The following is a 24,318-nucleotide window of genomic DNA, read 5'->3' on the forward strand; positions in this document are numbered from 1 at the left end:
ATCGGGGCGACCCTCCGCCTTGCGATCGCACGCACCAGACGCCGCCGGGCCTGCCCTTCGGGCAGACGACGCTACTTTCGAAACACGCCCTAGGGGTTCACCCGGTTGCCGCACTACGATCAGTGGAACCGAACGACTCGAACAACGCCCGGACACCGCGAGCACTCGCAGGCCCCGCGCGCACCGCACACCCCGACCGTTCCGCCCCCTTTCCCAGAAGGACAGGCCCCATGGGTTCCGCCAAGAAGGACATCAGCGCGGCGCGCCAGGCGCGCATAGAGGCGATGCGCCGTGCCGAGCGGTCGCGCGAGCGGCGCAACCGGATCCTGACGATCACGGCGAGCGCCCTCGTGGTGGCCGCCCTCGTCGCCGGCACCGTGTTCCTCGTGCGGTCGCAGTCGGACGACACCCCCTCCGGCGACGCCAAGACCTCGGGCAGCTTCGTCACCGGCTCGGACGGCGTGAAGACGTGGAAGGGCACGCTGGGCCGCACCCACGTCACCAAGTCGGTCAGCTACCCGATGGAGCCGCCGGTCGGCGGTGACCACAACCAGGTGTGGATGAACTGCGACGGCGACGTCTACACCGAGGCCCTGAACAACATGAACGCGGTGCACTCGCTGGAGCACGGCGCGGTCTGGGTGACGTACAACAGCAAGGCGCCGAAGGCCGACGTGGACGCACTGGCGGCGAAGGTGAAGAAGACGCCGTACACGCTGATGAGCCCGGACGACAAGCAGGCCGATCCGATCGTGCTGACCGCGTGGGGGCACCAGCGGACGGTGACCGGGGCGAGCGACCCGAACGTGGACACGTTCTTCGAGAAGTACGTGCAGGGCGAGCAGACGCCGGAGCCGGGCGCCGCGTGCACGGGCGGTCTGTCGAAGTGAGGTACGCGGGAGTCGCCGTGGCCGCCGCCGGCGTGCTGGTCGCGGCCGGGGCGATCAGCTACTCCGTCGCCGGGGACAACGGCTCCGAGGCGCCCTCCGCCGGATCCGCGGACGCCGGTTTCGCCCGGGACATGGCGGTGCACCACCAGCAGGCCGTCGAGATGTCGTACATCGTGCGCGACCGCACGAAGGACGAGGAGGTGCGGCGGCTCGCCTACGACATCGCGCAGACGCAGGCCAACCAGCGCGGCATGCTGATCGGCTGGCTCGACCTGTGGAAGCTGCCCAAGGTGTCCTCGGACGAGCCGATGGCCTGGATGGACATGGCCGGCATGGCCTCCGGCGAGGACGGGGCGCTGATGCCGGGCATGGCCACCGACACCGAGATGAAGAAGCTCGGCACGCTGAACGGCAGGCAGGCCGAGATCTTCTACCTCCAGCTGATGACGGAGCACCACCGGGGCGGCGTCCACATGGCCGAGGGCTGTGCCGACAGGTGCACGGTGGGCGTGGAGAAGCGGCTCGCGCAGGGCATGGTCGAGGCCCAGCAGTCGGAGATCCGGCTGATGGCCGACATGCTCACGGCACGGGGGGCCGCACCGCGTCCGTAGGGCACGGGACCGCCCGGCCCGGAGGCGCGGCTACCGGGGCGTTTCGCGGCAGGGCCTCGGGGGACGCGTGGTGCGTGCGGTACGGACCCCGGAGAACAACACCCAGGGGGCGCGGGAACCCAGGTCCCGCGCCCCCTCGCTGCGCGGCCTCGCACCCCCATCGCGTCGCTCTGACGATTACACTGCCCGTGTGTCCGGACCCCTCCCCGTGCCGACGAGACCCCGCGCGCTCGTCCGCCGTGCCCGCCCCCTTCACCCGAGGAAACTCCGTTGAACTTCTGGTCGATCTACCAGCACGGCTTCGCGCGCGTCGCCGCGTGCACCGGCCACACCGTCATCGCGGACCCGCGCGCCAACGCCGAAGCGGTGCTGCGCCAGGCCCGCCGGTGCGCCGACGAGGGGGTCGCCGTCACCGTGTTCCCCGAGATGGTGCTGTGCGGCTACTCCATCGAGGACCTGCTGCTCCAGGACGCGCTGCTCGACCAGGTCGAGGAGGCGCTGGAGGAGGTGGTGGCGGGATCGGCGGAGCTGCTGCCGGTCCTGGTCGTCGGCGCCCCGCTGCGCCACCGCAACCGGGTCTACAACTGCGCGGTGGTCGTGCACCGCGGACGGGTGCTCGGCGTCGTGCCCAAGTCGTACCCGCCGAACTACCGTGAGTTCTACGAGCGTCGGCAGATCGCCGGGGGCGACGACGAACGCGGCGGGACGATCCGGATCGGCGGCCGGGCCGTGCCGTTCGGCGTGGACCTGCTGTTCGAGGCCGCGGACGTCCCCGGGCTGGTGCTGCACGCCGAGGTCTGCGAGGACATGTGGGTCCCGGTGCCGCCGAGCGCCGAGGCCGCGCTCGCGGGTGCGACCGTCCTCGTCAACCTCTCGGGCAGCCCGATCACGGTCGGCAGGGCCGAGGACCGCAAGCTGCTGTGCCGCTCGGCGTCCTCCCGCTGCCTCGCCGCGTACGTCTACGCGGCGGCCGGGCTCGGCGAGTCGACCACCGACCTGTCCTGGGACGGGCAGACCCTGATCTACGAGAACGGGATGCTGCTGGCGGAGTCCGACCGCTTCGCGCTCGACGAGAGTCACGCGGTGGCCGACGTGGACCTCGACCTGCTGCGGCAGGAGCGGATGCGGATGGGCACGTTCGACGACAACCGGCGTACGCACGGCGCGCGGACCGGGGACTTCAGGACGGTGTCCTTCACGCTCGCCCCGCCGGTCGCCGACCTGGGGCTGCGCCGGCGCGTCGAGCGGTTCCCGTTCGTGCCCGCCGACGCCGAGCGGCTCGCCCTGGACTGCTACGAGGCGTACAACATCCAGGTCGCCGGCCTCCAGCAGCGACTGGCCTCGATCGGCGGTCCGAAGGTCGTCATCGGGGTGTCCGGGGGCCTCGACTCCACGCACGCGCTGATCGTCGCCGCCCGCGCGATGGACCGCGCGGGCCGGCCGCGCAGCGACATCCTGGCCTGGACCCTGCCCGGGTTCGCCACCGGCGACCACACCAAGAACAACGCCCACAAGCTGATGCGGGCCCTCGGAGTCACCTCGGCCGAGCTGGACATCACGCCGACCGCGCGGCTGATGCTCCAGGAGATGGGCCATCCGTTCGCCTCCGGCGAGCCGGTGTACGACGTCACCTTCGAGAACGTGCAGGCGGGCCTGCGCACCGACTACCTGTTCCGGCTCGCCAACCAGCGCGGCGGCATCGTGCTGGGCACCGGCGACCTATCGGAGCTGGCGCTCGGCTGGTCCACGTACGGCGTGGGCGACCAGATGAGCCACTACAACGTCAACTCGGGCGTGCCGAAGACGCTGATGCAGCACCTGATCCGCTGGGTCGTCAGCAGCGGGCAGTTCGACGAGGAGACCGGCGAGGTGCTGACCGCGATCCTCGACACCGAGATCAGTCCGGAACTGGTGCCGGGCGAGGAGATGCAGTCCACCGAGTCCAGGATCGGGCCGTACGCGCTGCACGACTTCACCCTCTTCCAGGTGCTGCGCTACGGCTTCCGGCCCTCGAAGATCGCCTTCCTTGCCTGGCACGCCTGGCACGACCCGGAGGGCGGCGCCTGGCCCCCGAACTTCCCGGAGGCCAAGCGGGTGGCGTACGACCTGCCGGAGATCCGGCGCTGGCTGGAGGTGTTCTGCCGCCGCTTCTTCGCGTTCGCGCAGTTCAAGCGGTCGGCCATGCCGAACGGACCGAAGGTCTCGGCCGGGGGTTCGCTCTCCCCGCGCGGCGACTGGCGCGCACCGTCCGACAGCACGGCCGAGGCCTGGCTGCGCGACCTCGCCCGCATCGACGCGGCGGTGGCGGAAGGCTGACCGCGCCCTGGTGAGGGACCGGGCGCCGGGGACTGCTCCCCGGCGCCCGGTTCAGCCCTTGAGCGTTCAGCCCTTGAGCGACGCGACGAAGAGCGCCCAGGCGGCGGCGCCGAGGAGCAGGGCGGGGCCGTGGGGCACTTTGGAGTCCCGGACGGGGACGAGGCCGGGGATGTTGTCGGCTACCTCGACGCACTCCCCGCCGTCGCCGTTGCTGTAGGTGGACTTGCGCCAGAGGGCGGCGCCGGGGAAGTCGGTGGCTACTTCGACGCAGTCGCCGCCGGTTGCGTTGCTGTAGCTGCTCTTGAGCCACAGCGCTTCACTCAAGTCGACCTGGGCGCTTGCCATTTCGATAGTCCTCTGCCGCTGTCCTGATCATGGCCAGGGACGCCTCCGGTGACAGCGCGACGGCCCTGAGGCGATCGTACGACTTGCAGTAGTCCCCCACGAGAGCCGGATCGTCGATGGTGTCACCGCTGTGCAACGCCTCCGTGTAGAACAGCGGCGGGGCATCAGCAAAGGTCATGATCTTCGCCGAGCCGGTCATGAACGGGTGCGCCACACACTTCCGCGGTAGAACCTGCGAAGTGATCCGGCGACGCTCCGCCAACTCCGCGATCCGGTCGAACTGCTCGGCCATCCCCTCGGCTTCCAGAAGCGGATCGCTGATCAGCGACTCATGCAGGATCACCCAGTACTCCGGAGTGCGGTGATCCGCCTCGAAGAGGTCGGCGCGCGCCATTCGGGCGCTGACCTTCTCTTCCACCTCGGCATCGGCGGACAGCGGGAGACCCGCCAGGATGACGGCCCGTGCGTAGGCCGGAGTTTGCAGCAGTCCCGGGATCAGCATCGGGCACCACTCCTCGATGGTCTTGGCGTGCTTCTCCGCCTCCAGGACCTTCTCGAAGTACTCCGCGTGGCCAGCCCGCCGCGCCTTCCGCACATCCTCACAGTGCCGTTCGAAGAACCCGTCGGTCCCCAGTGCCTGGTCCACGTGCCGTGCCAGGTCCAACGGCATCCGGCGCTCGCCGCGTTCGATGTCGCTGAGGTAGGTCTTGCCGTAGAAGCTGCCCTGGAGCAGTCCCTCCAGGGAGAGTCCCGCCGCTTCCCGTTTCCACCTCAACTCCTTGCCGTAGAACGTCGGAACGCTCATCGAGCCGTCGATGTCCTTGCGCCGTGCCACTCGCACACCTTCCGCCGTACCGGTCGCGAACGCGCGACCTCTTCCACCGTAGCCAGCGCGGCGACATTCTGTGAGGAGTTCGTCACACACCGCACAGAAGGTGGCCTCCCCCATGCCCGACCGCTCCCCCACCGCCTACGACGTCACCCTCTGCGTCGAGAACCTGCGCACCGCCCTCGCCCTGCACGGCGTCACGCTGCCGTCCCTGCGGGCGAACCTGCCGAGTCTCGGCGCTGCGTACCCGCCGCCCGCCGGCCTCGTCGCGCTCGGGAACTGCGACACCGCCACGGCCCACGCGCTCGCGGTCGCCCTGCGCGGGACGGCGACCGGGCGATGACCTTCGAACTCGCCCTGCTCGCCACGCCGAAGTCCGTGCCCGAACTGCGCCACCACCTGCGCGCACTCGACTTCGACGTCCTGCTGTGCGCGACGGAGTTGCTGACGAACGTCATCGACCACCTCGGCGAGGGCACCCCGGTGACGGTGCGCGTCACCGGCACGCCCCACGGGCACACCCGCGTCGAGGTCACCGACCCTGACGCGCGCCTCCTCCCCGTCCTGCTGTCGGCCGCCGGCACCGCCGAGTCCGGCCGCGGTCTGGCCCTGATCGACGCGCTCGCCCGGCGCTGGGGCGTGGACCAGGGAGCGGACCACAAGACGGTCTGGTGCGAACTGGCCGTACCGGGGCGCCGGTCGGAGACACCGATCCCGTAGGGCCCTGCCGGGGCCGCGACTTCGGCGGGGCCCGGGAATTCCCGGAATTGTGGCTTCCACCATGGCGAACGCGTGCTCGACCTGGTGAGATCACCGGATGCTCGGTCTCCTCCTGCGCGTTCTGCCCTTCTGGGTCCGCGAACCCCTGCTCATCGCCCTCGGGTCCGTCCTCGGCGTACGCATCACGTACCTAGCCGTCCACGACCATGACCTGGTCGCGGCCGGTATCGGCGCGGTGTTCCTCGTGTTCACCGCGGTACGCGTTCACATGGTGGTCCGGGCGCTGCGCGCGCGCCGGAACCCGGCTCCGGCGGCGTCCCCGGACGGGCCGGCGACCGACGCCGTCGCTCGGGCCTGGGCACAGGCACAGGTGGCGCCGGCGCCGACTCAGGTACCGGCACCGGCACCGGCTCAAGCCGCGGTCGGCCCGCGTCCCGGTCCGGCCGCCGCGGAGAAGGAGCCCAACCCGTGGGGCCAGGCCGTCGCGGCCGTGGCCGTGTTCGCGGCGATCGCGGCCGCACTGTGGCTGGGCCCCGGCATGCTGCCGGCCGACGACGACACACCGCGGGCCGCCTCGTGTTCGGACACGGAGGACGAGAAGCTGCCGGCGGCCTACGCGAAGACACCCCGGCCCGTGACCGGTGACGAGCTGTGCGAGGCGCTCAACCGGCCCGACCTGGCGCGGCTCCTCGGAACGCCCGCGGAGATCGCGACCTCGGCCTCCGGCACCAGTGGTACCGCCGCCCTGACGGACGGGAAGGTCGCCGAGCCGGAGGCCAAGGTCTCGTTCGACACGTACACCGTGAATCTCTCGGCCACGTACAACGACCTGTCGACCGCCCAGTACGTGAAGCTGGTGAAGATCGCGGGCGACGAGGACGAGAAGGACCTCAGGACGCTCACGGTCCTCGGCCGACCGGCGTTCCTCTCCTCGGAGCACACCATGAAGTTCGAGATCAATCTCGGGGGCGAGGGGGCCAGCGCGCCGGTGCAACAGGGTCCCCTGGCCAGGACGCTGTCCGTGGCGCTCGACGGCAAGGACCGGGGCGGCTCCTACGACCTCACCGTCTGGAGCGAGTCCGGAGCCCTCCCCACCGACCAGGCCCTCCTCGGCATCGCCGGGAAGGTCCTGCCGACGGTCCTCGAACGAGGCGCCCACTGAGACACCCTGCACCGGCGCGGGCTGGTCAGACCGCCGGAGCGCCCTCCGCCCCGGTCCGCCTTCGCCCGGCGGTAACAGCTGCGCGGGGACTCCGGACTCACGCCGAATTCCCACCCGAACTCCGCGGTGTACCGCTTCCCGCGCTTGCTTCCCATCCGCGGCACTTCCTCTGGAACCTCATGCTTTGCTCAGGGAATCCGCGGAAGCCAGCAATCCGCGCCATCACGCTGACATGATCTCGACAGCTGCAGATGGAGGCCTTGACCATCCTCCACCTGCTCCCTCACCAAGGAGAATGTCATGCGTATGAAAAACGGGGCCTTCCTTGTTCCGGCTCTTGCCTTACTCGTCATGGCGGGGGCAAGCCCTGCCTCGGCGGAAAATCCCGCCCCTGCTCTGAGCGAGCCGGTCGTCGAAACCGCTCCCCCCACCCAACCGGAGGAGAACGACCTCGTTGAGGGTGCACCCGAAACGGCCGCCCCCGCACCCTCCGACGGCCCTTCACCGGATGACGATCCCACCACGCCTACGTCCAAGCCGAGTGACAAGCCGAATGCTCAGCCCTGCGAGCCGCATTGGTCCTACTACGCGACGAGCAAGAACAAGGACTATCACAAGGGCGTAGGAGCTGAGCAGGCAAACTACAACGGAACGTCCCGCACCGCCAAGTCGACGTTTGTCTCAGAAATCACCGCCTCGGTCGGCATCGCCTTCACCGGAGAATTCAAAGCCGGGGCCAGCATAGCGATCGCTTCGATCGAGCAGAAGTTCAGCGTGAACGTCTCCGCATCGCTCACCGCAAAACTGGGCAACACCATCAGCGTCGACACTCCCGCTCGCAAGACGACCTTCGCTCGCTATGGCGTCTACCGCCTCAAGAGCTACGGCTACAACCAGTACACCTACATCAATTGCACCAAGGGCGTGAAGAAGAACGTCACCATCTATACGCCCCACCGCATCGGCTGGGCCATCTGGGAGAAGTGACATGACTCGCCGGACTCTTGTGGGCATGGGCGTCGCCTGCGTCATGCTGCTCTCCCCACTCACCGCTTGCACTTCGGACGACACCGAGCAGCCCGCGCAGCGCACGCACTCTTCCGAGCCGGGAACACCGACTGCGACTGCATCACCAGCAACGGCTGAGCCTCCTGTTCGGCAACCGCCCGAACTGGACGCTGATGAGACCCTCGCCGGTCAGCAGAGAGCGACCAGCGGGAATGCCGACGTCGAGTTCATCAAGGGTAAGAAGGGCGACGCCCTTGTCGTCGCAGTGCGCTGTCAGGGCCGAGGGAAAATGAACGTTTCGGTGCCCTCGGTTCATGTCTCCTTCCCCCTGGAATGCCTCGCCGGCGAGGTCAGCACCACCTACAACCAGGTTGCTGTGACAGGAGTCGACCGCAGCGGCAACGTCTCCGTCCATGCCCCTTCCTCCGTCCGCTGGTCCATGACCATCGGACGCGGTGCGCCCGTGGCAGAGGAATCACCCGACACTCCGTGAGGCATGTGACCTCGATCCTCATGGCCTCGGCATTCCCGCCGTCCTGAGTTCGGGCTGAGACACAGCGGCAAGCGGTGAAACTGCCGTGTGCACGGCAGTACGGGGCTCCCGACGACCAGTCGGGAGCCCCTGCGCATCGATCGGGTGATGGTGCCGCTGAGGGCGAGGGACTGCAACGCACGAAGCTCCCGTGTCGTTGGAGGAGGTGTTCGAAGACTCAACCCGTCGGCGCAGGAGCCTCGTTGGTTCCCTGTCCTGGCCCACTCAACCTGCCTCACGCCCTGGCCGAGTGGGCCACGATGCTCATCGTCGCCCGTGAAAGCGACCGGCGGTGCAAGCTCCCGCCGCACCAGCATGCACTGGCAGCCCTGGCACACCTGCACCGTCACGACATGCTCACCAGAGCGCCGCCCCCTGGGTCACCTCAGGACTTGAACGACTACCCGGCGGCGAACTCACTCCCACAGCGCACCGTCAACCACGCGCTGCCCAGTCCTGAGTTCCCGTCGAACGCGGCATGGCACGGCTGAAATTCTGGCAGATCTTCCGCAGAGCCCGGATGAGCTTCAACTCCATGACCGTCATCGCCAAGGCCGTCCTCCCCCTGGAGAAGCAACGCTGCAAACGCTCAGTGGTGCAGTACGCCCGACCGCGCGGGCGTGTGAGCGGCGACCACGCGGCCCGTCCGGGCGGAGTCCCGCCGCCGGTCCACCGCGTACGCCACTGCGGCCACCCCGAGGCCCAGGGCCGCCAGTACCGCGCCCGCCAGTGCGGGCGACGTCACGCCGAAGCCCGCCGCGAGGGCCAGGCCACCGATCCAGGCGCCGCCGGCGTTGGCCAGGTTGAACGCGGCCTGGTTGGCGGAGGAGGCCAGTGACGGGCCCGCGGCCGCCTTCTCCATCACCATCATGTTGAGCGGCGAACCCGTCACGAACGCCGCCACGCCCAGCAGGAGCACGGCCAGCGCACCGCCCCACGCCGTCGTCATCAGCAGCGGGAACAGGGCCAGGACGACCACCAGGGACGTCAGGCCGCCGAACAGGGTCGGACGCATCGCGTGGTCGGCGAGCCGTCCGCCCAGCAGGTTGCCGATCGTCGCGCCGACGCCGAACAGCGCCAGCAGCAGGGTCACGCCGGAGGCGGCGTAGCCGGCGCCGTCCGTCAGCATCGGCGTGACGTAGCTGTAGGCGGAGAACAGCGCGCCGAACCCGGCGACCGTCGTGCCGAGCGCCAGCCACACCGGCAGCGAGCGCAGGGCGGCCAGTTCGCCGCGCAGGCCGGTCGTGGGGGCGGCGGCCCGGTCGCGCGGGATCAGCAGGGCCAGCGACGCCGTCGCCACCACGCCGATCGCGCTCACGCCCAGGAAGGTCGCCCGCCAGCCGAGGTGCTGGCCCATGAGGGTGGCGACCGGGACGCCCGCCACGTTGGCCACCGTCAGGCCGAGGAACATCAGCGACACCGAGCGCGCCTTGCGCTCGGGCGCGACCATGTTCGTGGCGACCACCGCGCCCACGCCGAAGAAGGCGCCGTGCGGGAGGCCGCTGAGGAAGCGGGCGGCGAGCAGGGATTCGTTGCCGGGCGCGAACGCGGACAGCGCGTTGCCGGCCACGAACATCCCCATCAGGGACATGAGGACCGTGCGGCGGGACATCCGCGCGGTGACGGCCGCGAGCAGCGGGGCGCCGATGACGACGCCGAGCGCGTAGGCGGAGACCAGGTGCCCGGCGGCCGGGAGGGAGATGCCGAGGTCGTCGGCGACGTCGGGCAGCAAACCCATCATCACGAACTCGGTGGTGCCGATGCCGAAGGCACCCACGGCGAGGGCGAGCAGGGCCAGGGGCATGGAAGATCCTGTGCCTTTCGGGAGAGAGTCCGTCCATCTTATGTTCAAGTACGGAACAAACTCTCTCCCGCCCGGTATTCCGGCAGGTTACGGTGTGGTGACCGTCACGCGAGCCGCGACCGGCAGGTGGTCGCTGGCCGTCCGCGGCAGCGTCCACGAGGTGACCGGCTCCACTCCCGTCACCATGATCTGGTCGATCCGCGCCATCGGGAACGACGCGGGCCAGCTGAAGCCGAACCCGCTGCCCGCGGCGCCCTGCGCGGAGCGCATCTGCGACGTCACGGCGTTGAGCGAGCGGTCGTTCATCGTGCCGTTGAGGTCGCCGAGCAGGACCTTGCGGCTCAGCGGGTCGGCGGCGATCGCCTCGCCCAGCGCGTCCGCGCTCTTGTCGCGCTGCCGGGCGGTGAACCCGGCCTGGAGCTTCACGCGGACCGAGGGGAGGTGGGCGACGTAGAAGCCGACCGGCCCCTCCGGCGTGGTCACCGTGGCGCGCATCGCGCGGACCCAGCCCAGCTTGATGTCGACGGCCGCCACACCGCTCAGCGGGTACCTGCTCCACAGCCCGACCGTGCCCTGCACGGAGTGGTAGCGGTACGTCGCCGCGAGCGCCTTCTCGTACACCGGCACCGCCGACTCGGTCAGCTCCTCCAGGGCCACCACGTCCGCGCCGGAGGCGGCCACGTCGTGCGCGGTGCCGGAGGGGTCGGCGTTGTCGGCGTTGACGTTGTGCGTGGCCACCGTGAGGTCGCCGCCGCCGCCGGTCTTGTCGCCGATCAGCCCGCCGAAGAGGTTCAGCCAGACCACGGCAGGCAGCACCAGGGCGATCAGCGCGGTCGCCGACCTGCGCACGACCGCCAGCAGCAACAGCAGCGGGACGAAGACGCCGAGCCACGGCAGGAACGTCTCGATGAGGCTGCCGAGGTTGCCGAACCGGTTGGGGATGCGCGCGTGCAGCAGCATCACCAGGGCGAGCAGCAGCGCGAGCGCGGCGACGACGAGGCCGCGGCGCCAGATCCGCGGATCACCGCGCCAGCCGGCCGACAGGCGCCCGGCCAGCCGTACGAACAGGCGCCGGCGCCGGGCTCCCGGACGCTCGGGACCCGAGCCGCCGTTGTCCGTCTCCGTCACATACGCCTGCTGCGCCATACCGTCGCCTCACTACCTGCCGTGCACACCGTCTCTCCCCCGTGCGTACGACCCTAGGGGATGAACGGCTCGGTTCCCGCCGTCCCGTGACGGCCCGACGGGCACGAGGACGAACGGAGTGCCGCCGGGGGTTCCGATCGCGGCCCGTCAGGGGTGGTCTGTGACGAAACGCGCACATTCGGGCGAGACCGGCGGGGAACTGACGGACCGTGCGCCGGTGGGGGAACCGCCGGACCGCGGGCGGGTGAGGGCGCCGGCGGGCCGCAGGCCTTCGAGCAGCGTGTCGACGATCCGTTCCGGGAGTCCCTCGGTGAGGTCGGCGTCGGGACGCAGGACGGAACGGACCAGCATGGGCCCGATGAACAGGTCGTTGGCCAGCTCGACGTCGAGGTCGGCGCGGAGTTCACCGGCGCGCTGACCGCGCCGCAGCACCTCGACGCCCAGTCGGCGCCGGGGCGCGATGACCGCGTTGTGGTACGCCTCCCAGATCCTGGGGCTGCTCTTCATCTGGGCCTGGGCGGTGCGCAGGATCGCCGAGGAACGGCTGGCCAGTCCGCGCCGGCGCAGCCACTCCAGCAGCGCCACGAGGTCGTCGCGCATGGAGGTGCCGGGGAGTTCGGGCTCGTCCGGCTCGATGGTCCGCAGGGCGTCGACGAACAGCTCCTCCTTGCCGCTCCACCGGCGGTAGATGGCCGCCTTGCCGACCCCGGCGGTGCGGGCGATCCGCTCGATGGACAGTTCACCGAGCGGCACCCCCTCCTCCAGCAGCCTCATCGTCCCCTCGAGGATGGCCCGTTCGACGGCCTCGCTGCGCGGCCGTCCCCTGGCGGGCTGCGCGGGCCGCCGCGCGGCGGCCCCGTCGTCGGCAGAGGTCTCGGCAGAACTCACGACCGTCCTTTCGTCACGCTCGCAGCATTCTCGCCCAGGGGGTCCGGGAAACGGCCGCGCCCCCGCACGGCCGCCCGCGGCCTACGAGTCGGTGCGCACCAGCTCGCCCTCGTCCGCCGCCGCCTCCGGCTCCTTCGACCGGCCCGGCAGGAACACCGCCACGACGACCGCGCCGACGAGCGCGATCCCGGCCCCGCACAGCGCGGTGACGTGCATGGCGTGCAGGAACGCGTCGTTGGCCGGGCCGACCAGGGCCTCGCCGCGCGGGCCGAGCTTCGCCGCGACGCCCAGGGTCGCCTCGATGGACTCCCCCGCCGTGTCGCGCAGCCCGGCCGGCACCGCGCCGAGGTCGTCCTCGATGCCGGTGCGGTACGCCGTCGACAGCACGGAGCCGAGAACGGCGATGCCGAGCGCGCCGCCGACCTGGCGGAAGGTGTTGCTGAGCGCGGACGCGGACCCGGCCTTCTCGCGGGGCAGCGCCTGCATGATCACGACGCTGGTCGGGGTCATGATGTGGGCCATTCCGGCGCCCATGAGGAAGAAGACGACCTCCAGCAGCCAGATCGGCGTGTCCCGGTCCAGCGTGGCGAACGCGACCAGGGTCGCCACGATGAGGAGCATGCCGCCCGTGGTCGTGGCCTTGTTGCCGAAGCGGTCCACGACCAGCCGGGCCCGCGGCGCGAAGACCAGCTGGGCGACGGCCAGCGGCAGCATCAGCAGGCCGGTCTGGAGCGGGGAGTAGCCGCGCACGCTCTGGGTGTAGAAGACGGAGAAGAAGGTCACGCCCATCAGCGCGAAGAAGACCAGCGCGATGACGCCGATCGCGGCCGAGAACACCTTGTTGCGGAAGTAGCCGATGTCGATGGACGGATGGTCGCTGCGCTTCTCGAACACCACGAACGCGGCGAGGACGACGAGTCCGGCGGCGATCGTCGCCAGCACGGTCGGATCGGTGAAGTCGGCCAGCTCGCCGCCCTTGATGATGCCGTAGACGAGCAGGACCAGGCCGACGACGGACAGGACGACGCCGACGGGGTCGATCCGGCCGGGGGCGGGGTCGCGCGAGTCCGGCACCAGCCACACCATCAGCACGATGGCGGTGATCACGATCGGCACGTTGACGAGGAAGACCGACCCCCACCAGAAGTGGTCGAGGAGGAGGCCGCCGGTGATGGGCCCGATGGCGATGGCGAGGCCGACGCCGCCGGCCCAGATGCCGATCGCCTTGGGCTGCTCCTCGCGCTCGAAGACGTTCATCAGGACGGCGAGGGTCGCGGGCATCACGAAGGCGGCGCCGAGGGCCATCAGGGCGCGGAAGGCGATGAGCTGGGCGGGTGAGCCGGACTCCGCGGCGAGCGCGGAGCCGATGCCGAACACCGCGAGGCCGCCGAGCAGGACCTTCTTGCGGCCCAGCCGGTCGCCCAGCAGACCGGCGGAGAACAGCAGGCCCGCGAAGACGAGCGTGTAGGAGTTGATGGCCCACTCCAGCTCGCTCTGGGTGGCGCCGAGGCCGACCGGGGCCGGGGTGGAGATGGTCTTGATCGCGACGTTCAGGATCGAGTTGTCGAGCACCACGATCAGCAGGCTCAGCATCAGCACGCCGAGGATCGCCCAGCGACGCCGGTGCACCGCTTCCGGTATCCGGGGGGTCGTGGGGACGGCAGGAGTGGTCATGTGCCCGAGGGTAGGCCCATTTCGATACGGGACCGTCTCGTATCGCATTCTCTTACTGAGGTTTTACCCACAGGGGGTGCTCTGGCCCTCCCTGGCACGAGGTGCCACCATGGACGTGGTCCGGGGACGCCGTGAGGGCGCCTCGAGATGACATGAGGAGCCGTTGCAATGACGCAGCTTTCGGCTGCCCAGACGAAGCCTTCCGACGGCAGCAAGGCGCTGTACGGGGGCAAGGGCACACGCCGTATCACCGTCCGCGACATCGCCGCCGCCAAGGAGCGGGGCGAGAAGTGGCCCATGCTCACCGCGTACGACGCGATGACCGCGTCCGTCTTCGACGAGGCCGGGATCCCCGTGATGCTCGTCGGCGACTCGGCCGGCAACTGCCACCTCGGGTACGAGACCACCGTGCCCGTCACCCTCGACGAGATGACCGTGCTCTCGGCGGCCGTCGTCCGGGGCACCCGGCGCGCCCTCATCGTCGGCGACCTGCCCTTCGGGTCGTACCAGGAGGGCCCCGTGCAGGCGCTGCGCAGCGCGACCCGGCTGGTCAAGGAGGCCGGGGTCGGTGCCGTGAAGCTGGAGGGCGGCGAGCGGTCGCACCGGCAGATCGAGCTGCTCGTGGAGTCCGGCATCCCGGTCATGGCCCACATCGGGCTCACCCCGCAGTCCGTGAACGCCATGGGGTACCGCGTCCAGGGCCGCGGCGAGGAGGCCGCCGCACAGCTGCTGCGGGACGCGAAGGCCGTCCAGGACGCGGGGGCGTTCGCCGTCGTGCTGGAGCTGGTGCCGGCGGAGCTGGCGGCCGAGGTCACGCGCGTGCTGCACATCCCCACGGTCGGGATCGGGGCCGGGGCGGAGACGGACGCGCAGGTGCTGGTCTGGACGGACATGATGGGGCTGACCGGCGGCCGCGTGCCGAAGTTCGTGAAGCAGTACGCCGACCTGCGCAAGGTCATGGGCGACGCGGCGAAGGCGTTCGCGGAGGACGTCGTCGGCGGCACGTTCCCGCTGGAGGAGCACTCCGTCCACTGAGCCGTCTTCCGGCCACCGAGCCATCTCCGCACCACGGGCAGCCCGCCGATCGTCCCCCGTCGGCGGGCTGCCTGCTTTTGCGCCTGAGCCGGCGCCGCTCTCGCGGACCTGGTTGCTCCCCGTCGTGGTGGCTCAATCGACGGTCGCCGTGATCGTCAGGAGATTTCCTGTCGGTGATGTCGGTGGCGCGTAGGTGGCTGTCGGTCGGGTGTAGGTCGTCTGTCGGTGGGGGCTGACACCTTCGCTGGCATGACACGCATCGACATGAACCCCGGCGGCGCGGACCACGCCGTCACCGTGCGGGGACTGGTCAAGCACTACGGGGAGACCAAGGCACTGGACGGGGTCGACCTCGACGTGCGGGAGGGCACCGTCATGGGGGTGCTCGGGCCGAACGGCGCCGGCAAGACCACCCTCGTGCGGATCCTGTCCACGCTGCTCGCCCCCGACGCCGGCCGGGCGACCGTCGCCGGCCACGACGTCGTCCGCCAGCCCCGCCGGCTCCGCCGCGTCATCGGGCTGACCGGCCAGTACGCCTCCGTGGACGAGAAGCTCGCCGGCTGGGAGAACCTGTACCTCATCGGCCGACTGCTCGACCTGCCCCGCAAGGAGGCCCGGTCCCGCGCCGACGAGCTGCTGGAGCGGTTCTCGCTCACGGAGGCGGCCCGGCGCCCGGCGGGGACGTACTCCGGCGGCATGCGGCGGCGGCTCGACCTCGCCGCGTCGATGATCGGCCGGCCCGCCGTCCTCTTCCTCGACGAGCCGACCACCGGCCTCGACCCCCGCACCCGCAACGAGGTGTGGACCGAGGTGAAGTCGATGGTCGGCGAGGGGGTGACCGTGCTGCTGACCACCCAGTACATGGAGGAGGCCGAGCAGCTCGCCTCCGAACTGACCGTCGTCGACCGAGGCAAGGTCATCGCCACGGGCGGCATCGAGGAGCTGAAGGCCCGCGTGGGCGGCCGGACCCTGCGGGTGCGCCCGGCCGATCCGGTGCACCTGCGCCCGCTGGCCCGCGCGCTGGACGAGATGGGCGTCACCGGCCTCGCCTCGACCGTCGTGGACACCGAGCGCGGCTCGGTGCTAGTGCCGGTGCTCAGCGACGAGCAGCTCACCGCCGTGGTCGGCGCGGTCACCGCGCGCGGCTTCACGCTCTCCTCCATCACCACCGAACTGCCCAGCCTGGACGAGGTGTTCCTGTCCCTCACCGGTCACCGTGCCGGTGCGCCGCAGGGCACCGTCCCCGCCGACAAGCCCCTCGAGGAGGTCGCCGTATGAGCGCCGCCACCCCACTCGCCCCGGCCGGTCTCCAGGGCGCCGACGCGCCCGTCCCGCTGCGGGCCCACCTGCGGCACACCGGCGCGCTGGTCCGCCGCAACCTGTTGTGGATCCGGCAGGACCCGGAGTCGATGTTCGACGCGATCCTGTTCCCGGTCGTCTTCACCCTGCTGTTCGTGTACGTCTTCGGCGGCTCCATCGGCCGGTCGCTGGGCGGCGGGCAGGAGGAGTACGTCCAGTACGTCATCCCCGGCCTGCTGGCCATGATGGGGATGAACATGGCGCAGGGCGTGGGCACCGGGTTCAACCAGGACTTCAACTCCGGTGTCATGGACCGCTTCCGGTCCCTGCCGATCGGGCGTGGCTCGGTGCTGTTCGCGAAGATCGCGGTCGAGCTGATGCGGATGCTGTTCGCGACGGTGGTGCTGGTGGTCGTCGCGGTGCTGGTCGGCTTCGAGATCACCAGCTGGCCCGGACTGCTGGCCTCCGTGGCGCTGTCCGCGGCCTTCGGGTTCGCGCTGATGTGGGTGTTCCTCACGCTCGGCGTGGTGATGAAGAACGCGCAGTCCGTGCAGGCGATGGGCTTCCTGGTGCTGATGCCCCTCCAGTTCGGCTCGTCGATCTTCGCGCCGACCGCCTCGATGCCGGGCTGGCTGCGCAACTTCACCGAGTTCAATCCCCTGTCGGGCCTCGCGGACGCCGCGCGCGGGCTGATGATCGGCGGTCCGGTCGCGCACGGTCTGTGGGTGACGCTGGCCTGGTCGGCGGGGCTCACCGCGGTGATGGCGCCGGTCGCGATCCACAAGTTCCGCACCAAGAGCTGACCGGTGTCTCACACCAGGGCGGCGGCCTCCTCGTAGGAGAGGCCGCCGCCCTCGGCGTGGGCGGCGGTGTACGCCTCCTCTCCGAGCACGGCACGGACCCGGGCGTGGGCCAGCTCCCGGCACGCGGACTCCAGGCGCGGCGAGACGTGCCGGGGCGGCAGCAGGGCGTCGGCGGCGCCGAGGCAGCGGGCGGCGGCCTCGGCGCGGGCGCCGGCGTCGTCGGCCTCGTCATCGGTCCGCCCGGTGCCGGTGAGGGCGATCGCGGCGATGGTCAGGTAGAAGGGGCGCAGGTACGGGGCGATGGCCGTGGACAGCGGGTCGTTCGCCCGGCCCAGGGCGTCGCGAACGGTGACCAGGGCCTGTTCGTACCGCTCGTCCACCGTGTCCAGCCAGGCCTCCGCGCCGAGGATCAGGGCGTCGAAGACGACGAAGTGCGCGAGGGCGAACTCCTTCCGCAACAGCCGTAGCTGCTCGCGGGCCTCGGGGGTGCGGCCGGTCAGGGCGAGATGGCCGGAGAGGAAGAGCCGGGCGGCGGGCATGGCCTCGTTGACGGTGCCGTCGACGCGGTCGATGACCTCGCGCAGGACGCGTTCGCCGCGCTCCTCCTCGCCGGCCTCCAGCAGCGCGCTGCCCAGCCGGGCCGCCAGGACCGCCGACTGGCTGCGGGCGTCGAGTTCCTCGGCGTGGACCATGGCCGCCTCGTAGTCGGCGGCGGCCAGCCGGTAGGCGCCCATCCGCTCATGGGCCTCGGCGCGCGCGGAGAGGGCCTCGGCGGTGCCCCAGGCGTCCCCGAGGCGGCGGAAGATCTCCAGGGACTCGTCGGCGTCCCGGGTCGCTTCGCCCGCCCAGTCGGAGCGGTTGGCCAGTACGTTGGCGCGCATCTGGAGGCAGACGGCCAGCTCCCACGCGTAGCCGGGGGTCTCGCGGGCGGTGCGGATGTTGGCGTCGACGATGACGCGGATGCGTTCCATGTCGCCGGTGAGCATGACGGCGTAGAACCAGAGCAGGCCGGGGGTGCGGCAGGTCTGCGGGAGGCCGGGGACGTAGGTGTCGACGATCGCCCGCAGTTTGGCCTGGGCCGCCGGGGTCTGCCAGGCGTCCAGCTCGGTGTCCATGCAGGCGAGATGGGCGAGGTGGACACCGCGCCGGGCCTCCGCGAGGACCTCGCCGGTCATCGGCGGCGGGGCCTCGGTGCAGGGTTTCCAGAGCGGGGCGGCGGGACGCACCGGAGCGGCGAAGGGGTCGGGGCCGAGGGACATCACCTCGCGGCACCAGGTGCGGGCCTCGATGCGCAGGTCGCGCATCTGCCAGTACGTGACGAGGGACAGGACGAGGCAGAGCGCCTCCTGCTCGTCGCGCTCGGCGACGGCCCGGCGCAGCGCGGTGCGCAGGTTCTCGTACTCGAGCTGGAACCGGTCGATGGCGGCGCGCTGTCCCCGGCCGCGCAGCGACGGCTCGGTGGTGCGGGCGAGTTCGCGGTAGTACGTCAGATGCGCGCGCTCGGCGCGGGGGCGGGCGCCGGACTCGTCGAGGCGGGCGGCGGAGTACTCGGCGACGGTCTCCAGGAGCCGGTAGCGCATGGCGCCGTCGGGGGCCGGGGCGGCCACGACGAGGGACTTGTCGACGAGGGAGCCGAGCGCGTCGAGGGCGGCCGGACCGCAGACGGCCTCGGCGGCGGCGAGGTCGCAGCCGCGGGCGAAGACCGACAGCCGGCCGAGGACCTCGCGCTCGTCCTCGTCGAGCAGGTCCCAGGACCAGTCGACGACGGCCCGCAGGGTCTGCTGACGGGGCAGGACGGTACGGCTGCCGGAGGTCAGCAGCCGGAAGCGGTCGTCGAGCCGGTCCGCGATCTGGCGCGGCGACAGCATGCGCAGCCGGGCGGCGGCCAGCTCGATGGCGAGCGGCAGGCCGTCCAGGCGGCGGCAGATCTCGGCACAGGCCTCGGGGTCGTCGTCGACGCGGAAGCCGGGACGGGCGGCCGCTCCGCGCTCGGCGAGCAGCCGCAGCGCGGCCGGCTCGGGCAGCGGCTCCACGGGGCGCAGCAACTCGCCGGGCACGCCGAGGGGTTCGCGGCTGGTGGCGAGGACGGTCAGCTCCGGGCAGCGCTTGAGCAGGTGCTCGACCAGGCGGGCGGCGCTCTCGACGACGTGCTCGCAGTTGTCGAGGACGATCAGCATGCGGCGGCGCGCGCAGTGCTCGACGAGGCGTTCCACAGGGTCGTCGTGCCGTTCGGCGACCGCCACCCGCAGTTCCTCGGCACCGGCGCCGTAGAGCACGGTCTCGCGGGCTCCGACGGCGGTGAGGACGGCCTGGGGTACGGCGTCGGGGTCGGCGACCGGTGCCAGTTCGGCGAGCCACACCCCGTCCCGGGCGGTCTCCCCCGCGGTCTCGGCGGCCTCCTGCGACAGCCGCGTCTTGCCGGCCCCGCCGGGCCCGAGCAGTGTGACCAGCCGGGCTCCGTCCAGGTCCCCGTGGATGGCCGCGATGTCTTCTTCCCGCCCGACGAAGGAGGTGAGCCGGGCGCGGAGGTTGCCGGGGGGCGGGGCGGGATGGACGGGGGCCGGGCCGGGATCGGCGGCGGCCGGGGCCGGAGAGGCGGCGGCCGGAGCCGGGCGGGTCGCCGGGGGCGGGGGTTCGGCCGGGGTGAGGAGTTCCGCGTGGAGGGCGCGGAGTTCGGGGCCGGGGTCGGAGCCGAGGCGGGTGGCGAGCAGGCGTCGTACGGACTCGTAGGCGGCCAGGGCCTCGGCGGTGCGGCCCGCGTCGCGCAGGGCGCGCAGGCGCAGGGCCTGGAGGGGCTCGTCCAGGGGGTGGACGTCGCACAGGGCGGTCAGCTCGGGCAGGGACTGCCTGGCGTGACCGAGGGCGAGGGCCGCGGTGTGACGGGCGCGTATCGCGTCCAGGCGGCGGGCCTGGCGGCGGACCGCCTCGGCGGTGCGGTCGGGCAGGTCGGCGAGGGCCGGATCCTGCCAGAGGGCGAGGGCGTCGTCGAGCAGCGCGGCCGCCCCGGCGGGGTCGCCGTCGGCGAGCGCGCGCAGTCCTTCGGCGGTCAGCCGCTCGAAACGGTGCAGGTCGATGGCGTCGGGCGGGGCGGTGAGCCGGTAGCCGCCGTCCGCCGAGGCGACGGCGTCCGCGCCGAGTGCCCGGCGCAGCCGGCCGACCAGCGCCTGCAGCGCGGCGGGCGCGTCGGCGGGCGGCTCACCGCCGGCCCAGACCTCCTCCACCAGCAGTCCCGCGGGCACGCTGCGGCCGGCCCGCAGCGCCAGCACGGTCAGCAGGGCGCGCAGCCGCGCCCCGCCGACGGCGACGGGGGTGCCGTCGGTCCGGAGTGCCTGGGTGGTGCCGAGGATGCGGTAGCGCACGGGGTCATTCTCTCCGGTGGGGGCGGCCGGGGTCACGGCGCCCGGGCCGGTGGTGCGCCCGGGAGGATCGCCCCGCTCCGCCCGGAACCGACGACCGGTCGCGAGACGTTTCCCCCTTGCGCCCGGTACGGTCGGGCAGCCGGACACCCGGTCCCGACATCGCACCCCAGGAGCGTCCGCCGATGACCACCGCCCTCTCCCGCCACAGCGACCGGCGGATCAGCCCCGTCTTCCTCGGGATACTGGCCGTCACGGCGGTCACCGGCTGGGCCACCTGGACCGGTTTCGCCGAACAGCCCGGTGTGGCCGTGTTCCTGTTCGTGACCGGCGCCTGGATCGTCTCGCTCTGCCTGCACGAGTACGCGCACGCGCGCACCGCCCTGCACAGCGGTGACATCTCGGTCGGCACGAAGGGGTACCTGACGCTCAATCCCCTCAAGTACACGCACGCGCTGCTGAGCGTCGTGCTGCCGGTGCTGTTCGTGATCATGGGCGGGATCGGCCTGCCGGGCGGCGCCGTCTTCATCGAGCGCGGCCGGATCCGGGGGCGCTGGCGGCACAGCCTGATCTCGGCGGCGGGCCCGCTGACGAACGTGCTGTTCGCCGTCGTGTGCACCGCCCCGTTCTGGCTGGACGCGCTGGACGGCGTGCCGGCCGACTTCCGGTTCGCGCTCGCGTTCCTCGCCCTCCTCCAGGTCACGGCGGCGATCCTGAACTTCCTGCCGGTGCCGGGCCTGGACGGCTACGGCGTCATCGAGCCCTGGCTGTCGTACGGCGTGAAGCGGCAGGTGGAGCCGTTCGCGCCGTTCGGCCTGCTGTTCGTGTTCGCGCTGCTGTGGGTGCCGGCGGTCAACGGCGCGTTCTTCGACGTGGTCGACTCGGTGCTGGGCGGTCTCGGCATCGGTGACTTCGAGACCTACTGCGGCCAGGCGCTGTACCGCTTCTGGGAGGGCACCCCGGAGATCTGCTCCGTCAGCCCGTGACGGACCGGCGGATCTTCTCGCGCTTGACGTAGTACCAGGTCATGTTGGACGACAGGCCGGCCAGCAGCACCCACACGACGCCCAGGAAGCTGCCCTGGACGAACGAGACGACCGCCGCCGCGACCGCGAGGACGCAGACGATCAGGGAGTAGACGGCGAGACGGGGCATGGGGCTGGCTCCTGTCGGGGGACACTGCTGCACTGCGGGTACGGCCGGTCGCGTGGCGGGCCGTACGGCCGGTGCCGTCCAGTGTCCCCCATCCGCTCAGACGTCGGTGACGCGGAGCCCGGCGTGCGCCTTGTAGCGGCGGTTGACGGAGATCAGGTTGGCGACCAGGGCCTCGACCTGGTGGGCGTTGCGCAGCCGCCCGGCGAAGACGCCCCGCATGCCGGGGATGCGGCCGGCCAGGGCCTGCACGATCTCCACGTCGGCGCGCTCCTCGCCCAGCACCATCACGTCGGTGTCGATCTCGTCGATGTCCGGGTCCTGGAGGAGGACCGCCGACAGGTGGTGGAAGGCGGCCGTGACCCGCGAGCCGGGCAGCAGGGCGGCGGCCTGCTCGGCGGCGCTGCCCTCCTCCGGCTTCAGCGCGTAGGCGCCCTTCTTGTCGAAGCCGAGCGGGTTGACGCAGTCGACGACGAGCTTGCCCGTCAGTTCCTCGCGCAGCGACTCCAGGGTCTTGCCGTGGCCCTCCCACGGCACGGCGACGATGACGATGTCGCTGCGGCGGGCGGTCTCGGCGTTGTCGGCGCCCTCGACGCCGTGCCCGAGCTCCTCGGCGGCGGCCCGCGCGCGGTCGGCGGCACGCGAGCCGATGATCACCTTCTGGCCTGCCCTGGCGAGGCGGTGGGCGAGCCCCTTGCCCTGCGGCCCGGTCCCGCCGAGGACGCCGACGACCAGCCCCGAGACGTCGGGAAGGTCCCACGGGTCCTTGGCGGGTGCCTTCGCGGGGGCGTTGTGTGCACTGTCGCTAGAGGTCATGGGCCGACTTTACGTCCGCGGGGGCCGTCCCACCGGGCGGGGTGGCGGCCCCCGCGGCCGCCGGGCGGGTCCCCGGTTCGGGGGAATCGGCGGCGAACGCCCGGCCGCGGGCGCCCGGTTGGGGCAGGATGCGGTCGCATGGACGCCGTACGGGTCGCGCTGCTGCGCGACGTGCTCGCCGGGACGCAGTGGCTCGGGGCCACCCGCAGGTTCGCCGGGGTGCTGCGGGGGTCGGTGGTGTCGCACGGGGGCGGGCTGCTGCTGGTGGGCACCGCCGCGTACGAACCGTGGCACCTGGCCGCCCACCTGGTCGACGAGGCCGCCTGGTCCGGTACGCCGGAGCTGGCCCCCACGCTGGTGCGGCACGGCGCCCGTCCCTCGGACCCGGCGCACCTCGCGGTGGGCCTCGGCCGCATCGAGGCGGCCCGGCGGGGCGAGACCCTGCTGGTGGTGGCGCCGGAGGGGGACGCACCCCTGCTGGAGCGGATGTCGGACGCCCGGCGGACCGGGGTGACCGTGCTGGCCCTGGGCCCCGTCGAGGGCGAGCTGACGGACCTGGCCCACGAGACGCTGGCCGTGCCGGACGGCTCGGAGCTGGACCTGGACACGGTGCAGCACCTGGTGAGCGCGGCGGCGGGCGAGCAGACGGTGCCCTCCCCGAGGGGCCCCCGCCGCCTGCGCGACCGGCTGTCCCGGCTGGCGGAGTCCCTGACGGCGCCGCCCCCGGCTCCCTGGTGAGGCGAGGGGGCCGGGGGCGGGGCGGGCGCGGTCAGTCGTCGTCCGCGGCGCCCGCCGGGGCGTCGTGCCACTTGGGGTCGTTCTCCCACTGCAGGTTGCGCTCCCGGGCCGTCTGCATGGCGTGCTCGGCCTCCGCGCGGGTGGCGTAGGGGCCGAACCGGTCCTTGGCCGGGCACTCGGGCCCTTCCTCGACCTTCTTGTGCTCCAGGCAGTAGTACCACTCGCCCGGCTTGCCGACCGTGCGCTTCTTGAACAGGGCCATGACCAGCTCCTCTCGCCACCGTCATGTTCCCCCATGGCCGCTGGTTAGACTCGCTGGCATGTCTGGCCAGTCGCTGCTTGCGCCCGGGGAGCTGTCCCCCACCCGTTCCGTGCCCGGAAACATCCGCCGTCCCGAGTACGTCGGCAAGCCCGCGCCGACCCCGTACACCGGGCCCGAGGTGCAGACCCCCGAGACGGTGGAGGCGATGCGCGTCGCCGGCCGGATCGCCGCGCGGGCGATGGCGGCGGCCGCCGAGCGGATCGCGCCGGGCGTCACCACCGACGAACTGGACAGGGTGGCGCACGAGTACCTGTGCGACCACGGCGCCTACCCCTCGACGCTGGGCTACCGCGGTTTCCCCAAGTCCCTGTGCACGTCCGTCAACGAGGTGATCTGCCACGGCATCCCGGACTCGACGGTGCTGCGGGACGGCGACATCGTCAACCTGGACGTGACGGCGTACATCGGCGGGGTGCACGGCGACAACAACGCGACGTACCTGGTGGGTGACGTCGACGAGGAGAGCCGGCTGCTGGTGGAACGGACCCGGGAGTCGCTGGACCGGGCGATCAAGGCGGTGCGGCCGGGCCGGCAGATCAACATCATCGGCCGGGTCATCGAGTCGTACGCCAAGCGGTTCGGGTACGGCGTCGTGCGGGACTTCACGGGGCACGGCATCAACTCGTCGTTCCACTCCGGGCTGATCGTCCCCCACTACGACAGCCCGCACGCGACGACCGTGATCCAGCCCGGCATGACGTTCACGATCGAGCCGATGCTGACGCTCGGGACGCACGAGTACGACATGTGGGACGACGGCTGGACGGTCGTGACGAAGGACCGCAGGCGGACGGCCCAGTTCGAGCACACGCTGGTGGTGACGGACACCGGGGCGGAGATCCTCACGCTGCCCTGAGCCCGCCGCCCCCTGC

24 protein-coding genes and 1 pseudogene are annotated in these 24,318 nt (G+C 71.7%); 15 read left to right on the forward strand and 10 right to left on the reverse strand.

From position 1 onward, the window contains the following. Positions 1-230 precede the first annotated feature (230 nt). From AB0N31_RS21870 to AB0N31_RS21880, 3 genes are all read left to right on the forward strand, one after another. Positions 231-890, forward strand: coding sequence for a DUF3105 domain-containing protein (locus AB0N31_RS21870; protein WP_366060056.1), 660 nt, complete (start codon positions 231-233; stop codon positions 888-890). Continuing rightward, the gene (locus tag AB0N31_RS21875; RefSeq protein ID WP_366060057.1) at positions 887-1,501 is read left to right on the forward strand and encodes a DUF305 domain-containing protein; all 615 of its coding nucleotides are present in this window, start codon (positions 887-889) and stop codon (positions 1,499-1,501) included. Before AB0N31_RS21870 ends, AB0N31_RS21875 begins: the two co-directional genes overlap by 4 nt. A gap of 270 nt (positions 1,502-1,771) precedes the next feature. Next, positions 1,772-3,817, forward strand: coding sequence for an NAD(+) synthase (locus tag AB0N31_RS21880; protein ID WP_366060058.1), 2,046 nt, complete (start codon positions 1,772-1,774; stop codon positions 3,815-3,817). Between the two features lie 66 nt (positions 3,818-3,883). On the opposite strand, the gene AB0N31_RS21885 is transcribed toward AB0N31_RS21880, so the two are convergent. Continuing rightward, entirely contained in the window at positions 3,884-4,162 is a 279-nt protein-coding gene (locus AB0N31_RS21885) for a DUF397 domain-containing protein (protein WP_366060059.1), read from the reverse strand. Beyond that, positions 4,134-4,997, reverse strand: coding sequence for a helix-turn-helix transcriptional regulator (locus AB0N31_RS21890; protein WP_366060060.1), 864 nt, complete (start codon positions 4,995-4,997; stop codon positions 4,134-4,136). The genes AB0N31_RS21885 and AB0N31_RS21890 overlap by 29 nt, the downstream gene beginning before the upstream one ends. 112 nt (positions 4,998-5,109) lie before the next feature. Between AB0N31_RS21890 and AB0N31_RS21895 the strand changes: the two genes are divergently transcribed. The 6 genes and pseudogenes from AB0N31_RS21895 to AB0N31_RS21920 form a co-directional block, all read left to right on the forward strand. Continuing rightward, complete coding sequence (locus AB0N31_RS21895; protein ID WP_366060061.1) at positions 5,110-5,334, forward strand: hypothetical protein; 225 nt, start codon at positions 5,110-5,112, stop codon at positions 5,332-5,334. Beyond that, positions 5,331-5,711, forward strand: coding sequence for an ATP-binding protein (locus AB0N31_RS21900; protein ID WP_366060062.1), 381 nt, complete (start codon positions 5,331-5,333; stop codon positions 5,709-5,711). The genes AB0N31_RS21895 and AB0N31_RS21900 overlap by 4 nt, the downstream gene beginning before the upstream one ends. Positions 5,712-5,808: 97 nt before the next feature. Beyond that, complete coding sequence (locus AB0N31_RS21905) at positions 5,809-6,873, forward strand: DUF6215 domain-containing protein (RefSeq protein ID WP_366060063.1); 1,065 nt, start codon at positions 5,809-5,811, stop codon at positions 6,871-6,873. A gap of 300 nt (positions 6,874-7,173) precedes the next feature. After that, positions 7,174-7,860 carry a hypothetical protein gene (locus AB0N31_RS21910; protein WP_366060064.1) on the forward strand — a complete coding sequence of 229 codons (687 nt, stop codon included), beginning with the start codon at positions 7,174-7,176 and terminating at the stop codon, positions 7,858-7,860. A gap of 25 nt (positions 7,861-7,885) precedes the next feature. Continuing rightward, positions 7,886-8,374, forward strand: coding sequence for a hypothetical protein (locus AB0N31_RS21915; protein WP_366060065.1), 489 nt, complete (start codon positions 7,886-7,888; stop codon positions 8,372-8,374). Between the two features lie 242 nt (positions 8,375-8,616). Further along, positions 8,617-8,993: pseudogene (locus tag AB0N31_RS21920) on the forward strand (hypothetical protein); the annotation flags it as partial. Between the two features lie 9 nt (positions 8,994-9,002). On the opposite strand, the gene AB0N31_RS21925 reads toward AB0N31_RS21920, so the two are convergent. The 4 genes from AB0N31_RS21925 to AB0N31_RS21940 form a co-directional block, all read right to left on the reverse strand. After that, a complete protein-coding gene (locus tag AB0N31_RS21925; RefSeq protein WP_366060066.1) occupies positions 9,003-10,217 on the reverse strand; it encodes an MFS transporter in 1,215 nt (404 codons plus the stop codon). 87 nt (positions 10,218-10,304) lie between these two features. After that, on the reverse strand, positions 10,305-11,363 hold the full coding sequence (locus AB0N31_RS21930) for an endonuclease/exonuclease/phosphatase family protein (RefSeq protein WP_366060067.1): 1,059 nt from the start codon (positions 11,361-11,363) through the stop codon (positions 10,305-10,307). A gap of 147 nt (positions 11,364-11,510) precedes the next feature. Further along, positions 11,511-12,251: a TetR/AcrR family transcriptional regulator gene (locus AB0N31_RS21935; protein WP_366060068.1), complete on the reverse strand. Its 741-nt coding sequence runs from the start codon at positions 12,249-12,251 to the stop codon at positions 11,511-11,513. Positions 12,252-12,332: 81 nt separating this feature from the next. Continuing rightward, the gene (locus tag AB0N31_RS21940) at positions 12,333-13,925 is read right to left on the reverse strand and encodes an MFS transporter (protein ID WP_366060069.1); all 1,593 of its coding nucleotides are present in this window, start codon (positions 13,923-13,925) and stop codon (positions 12,333-12,335) included. A 168-nt stretch (positions 13,926-14,093) separates the two neighbouring features. Here AB0N31_RS21940 and panB point away from each other — a divergent pair, with 168 nt between their 5' ends. From panB to AB0N31_RS21955, 3 genes are all read left to right on the forward strand, one after another. Next, positions 14,094-14,960, forward strand: a complete 867-nt coding sequence (gene panB, locus AB0N31_RS21945; RefSeq protein ID WP_366060070.1) for a 3-methyl-2-oxobutanoate hydroxymethyltransferase — start codon at positions 14,094-14,096, stop codon at positions 14,958-14,960. Positions 14,961-15,209: 249 nt separating this feature from the next. Further along, a complete protein-coding gene (locus AB0N31_RS21950; RefSeq protein ID WP_366060071.1) occupies positions 15,210-16,238 on the forward strand; it encodes an ATP-binding cassette domain-containing protein in 1,029 nt (342 codons plus the stop codon). Then, a complete protein-coding gene (locus tag AB0N31_RS21955) occupies positions 16,235-17,062 on the forward strand; it encodes an ABC transporter permease (protein ID WP_366060072.1) in 828 nt (275 codons plus the stop codon). Before AB0N31_RS21950 ends, AB0N31_RS21955 begins: the two co-directional genes overlap by 4 nt. 8 nt (positions 17,063-17,070) lie before the next feature. Here AB0N31_RS21955 and AB0N31_RS21960 read toward each other — a convergent pair whose 3' ends face one another. Then, complete coding sequence (locus AB0N31_RS21960; protein ID WP_366060073.1) at positions 17,071-20,421, reverse strand: BTAD domain-containing putative transcriptional regulator; 3,351 nt, start codon at positions 20,419-20,421, stop codon at positions 17,071-17,073. Between the two features lie 182 nt (positions 20,422-20,603). Between AB0N31_RS21960 and AB0N31_RS21965 the strand changes: the two genes are divergently transcribed. Beyond that, a complete protein-coding gene (locus AB0N31_RS21965; protein ID WP_366060075.1) occupies positions 20,604-21,404 on the forward strand; it encodes a site-2 protease family protein in 801 nt (266 codons plus the stop codon). Here the strand turns inward: AB0N31_RS21965 and AB0N31_RS21970 are convergent. Next, positions 21,394-21,573 carry a hypothetical protein gene (locus AB0N31_RS21970; RefSeq protein WP_366060076.1) on the reverse strand — a complete coding sequence of 60 codons (180 nt, stop codon included), beginning with the start codon at positions 21,571-21,573 and terminating at the stop codon, positions 21,394-21,396. The two genes, AB0N31_RS21965 and AB0N31_RS21970, sit on opposite strands and share 11 nt — an antisense overlap. Before the next feature lie 96 nt (positions 21,574-21,669). Next, positions 21,670-22,386 carry an NADPH-dependent F420 reductase gene (gene npdG / locus AB0N31_RS21975; RefSeq protein ID WP_366060077.1) on the reverse strand — a complete coding sequence of 239 codons (717 nt, stop codon included), beginning with the start codon at positions 22,384-22,386 and terminating at the stop codon, positions 21,670-21,672. Between the two features lie 138 nt (positions 22,387-22,524). On the opposite strand from npdG, the gene AB0N31_RS21980 reads away from it, so the two are divergent. Further along, the gene (locus AB0N31_RS21980) at positions 22,525-23,124 is read left to right on the forward strand and encodes a hypothetical protein (RefSeq protein ID WP_366060079.1); all 600 of its coding nucleotides are present in this window, start codon (positions 22,525-22,527) and stop codon (positions 23,122-23,124) included. Positions 23,125-23,155: 31 nt separating this feature from the next. Here AB0N31_RS21980 and AB0N31_RS21985 read toward each other — a convergent pair whose 3' ends face one another. Further along, positions 23,156-23,386, reverse strand: coding sequence for a hypothetical protein (locus AB0N31_RS21985; protein ID WP_366060080.1), 231 nt, complete (start codon positions 23,384-23,386; stop codon positions 23,156-23,158). Between the two features lie 58 nt (positions 23,387-23,444). On the opposite strand from AB0N31_RS21985, the gene map reads away from it, so the two are divergent. Next, entirely contained in the window at positions 23,445-24,302 is an 858-nt protein-coding gene (gene map, locus AB0N31_RS21990; protein WP_366060081.1) for a type I methionyl aminopeptidase, read from the forward strand. The last annotated feature ends 16 nt before the right edge of the window (positions 24,303-24,318 follow it).

The organism is Streptomyces sp. NPDC051051 (genome assembly GCF_040682975.1).
Taxonomy (GTDB): Bacteria; Actinomycetota; Actinomycetes; order Streptomycetales; family Streptomycetaceae; genus Streptomyces.

Excerpts from the sequence above, each read along its gene's own strand:
- AB0N31_RS21870 (WP_366060056.1), top strand. The coding sequence starts at position 231 with ATGGGTTCCGCCAAGAAGGACATCAGCGCGGCGCGCCAGGCGCGCATA.
- AB0N31_RS21885 (WP_366060059.1), bottom strand. The coding sequence starts at position 4,162 with ATGGCAAGCGCCCAGGTCGACTTGAGTGAAGCGCTGTGGCTCAAGAGC.
- AB0N31_RS21895 (WP_366060061.1), top strand. The coding sequence starts at position 5,110 with ATGCCCGACCGCTCCCCCACCGCCTACGACGTCACCCTCTGCGTCGAG.
- AB0N31_RS21900 (WP_366060062.1), top strand. The coding sequence starts at position 5,331 with ATGACCTTCGAACTCGCCCTGCTCGCCACGCCGAAGTCCGTGCCCGAA.
- AB0N31_RS21905 (WP_366060063.1), top strand. The coding sequence starts at position 5,809 with ATGCTCGGTCTCCTCCTGCGCGTTCTGCCCTTCTGGGTCCGCGAACCC.
- AB0N31_RS21910 (WP_366060064.1), top strand. The coding sequence starts at position 7,174 with ATGCGTATGAAAAACGGGGCCTTCCTTGTTCCGGCTCTTGCCTTACTC.
- AB0N31_RS21915 (WP_366060065.1), top strand. The coding sequence starts at position 7,886 with ATGGGCGTCGCCTGCGTCATGCTGCTCTCCCCACTCACCGCTTGCACT.
- AB0N31_RS21925 (WP_366060066.1), bottom strand. The coding sequence starts at position 10,217 with ATGCCCCTGGCCCTGCTCGCCCTCGCCGTGGGTGCCTTCGGCATCGGC.
- AB0N31_RS21930 (WP_366060067.1), bottom strand. The coding sequence starts at position 11,363 with ATGGCGCAGCAGGCGTATGTGACGGAGACGGACAACGGCGGCTCGGGT.
- AB0N31_RS21940 (WP_366060069.1), bottom strand. The coding sequence starts at position 13,925 with ATGACCACTCCTGCCGTCCCCACGACCCCCCGGATACCGGAAGCGGTG.
- panB (WP_366060070.1), top strand. The coding sequence starts at position 14,094 with ATGACGCAGCTTTCGGCTGCCCAGACGAAGCCTTCCGACGGCAGCAAG.
- AB0N31_RS21950 (WP_366060071.1), top strand. The coding sequence starts at position 15,210 with ATGACACGCATCGACATGAACCCCGGCGGCGCGGACCACGCCGTCACC.
- AB0N31_RS21955 (WP_366060072.1), top strand. The coding sequence starts at position 16,235 with ATGAGCGCCGCCACCCCACTCGCCCCGGCCGGTCTCCAGGGCGCCGAC.
- AB0N31_RS21965 (WP_366060075.1), top strand. The coding sequence starts at position 20,604 with ATGACCACCGCCCTCTCCCGCCACAGCGACCGGCGGATCAGCCCCGTC.
- AB0N31_RS21970 (WP_366060076.1), bottom strand. The coding sequence starts at position 21,573 with ATGCCCCGTCTCGCCGTCTACTCCCTGATCGTCTGCGTCCTCGCGGTC.
- npdG (WP_366060077.1), bottom strand. The coding sequence starts at position 22,386 with ATGACCTCTAGCGACAGTGCACACAACGCCCCCGCGAAGGCACCCGCC.
- AB0N31_RS21980 (WP_366060079.1), top strand. The coding sequence starts at position 22,525 with ATGGACGCCGTACGGGTCGCGCTGCTGCGCGACGTGCTCGCCGGGACG.
- AB0N31_RS21985 (WP_366060080.1), bottom strand. The coding sequence starts at position 23,386 with ATGGCCCTGTTCAAGAAGCGCACGGTCGGCAAGCCGGGCGAGTGGTAC.
- map (WP_366060081.1), top strand. The coding sequence starts at position 23,445 with ATGTCTGGCCAGTCGCTGCTTGCGCCCGGGGAGCTGTCCCCCACCCGT.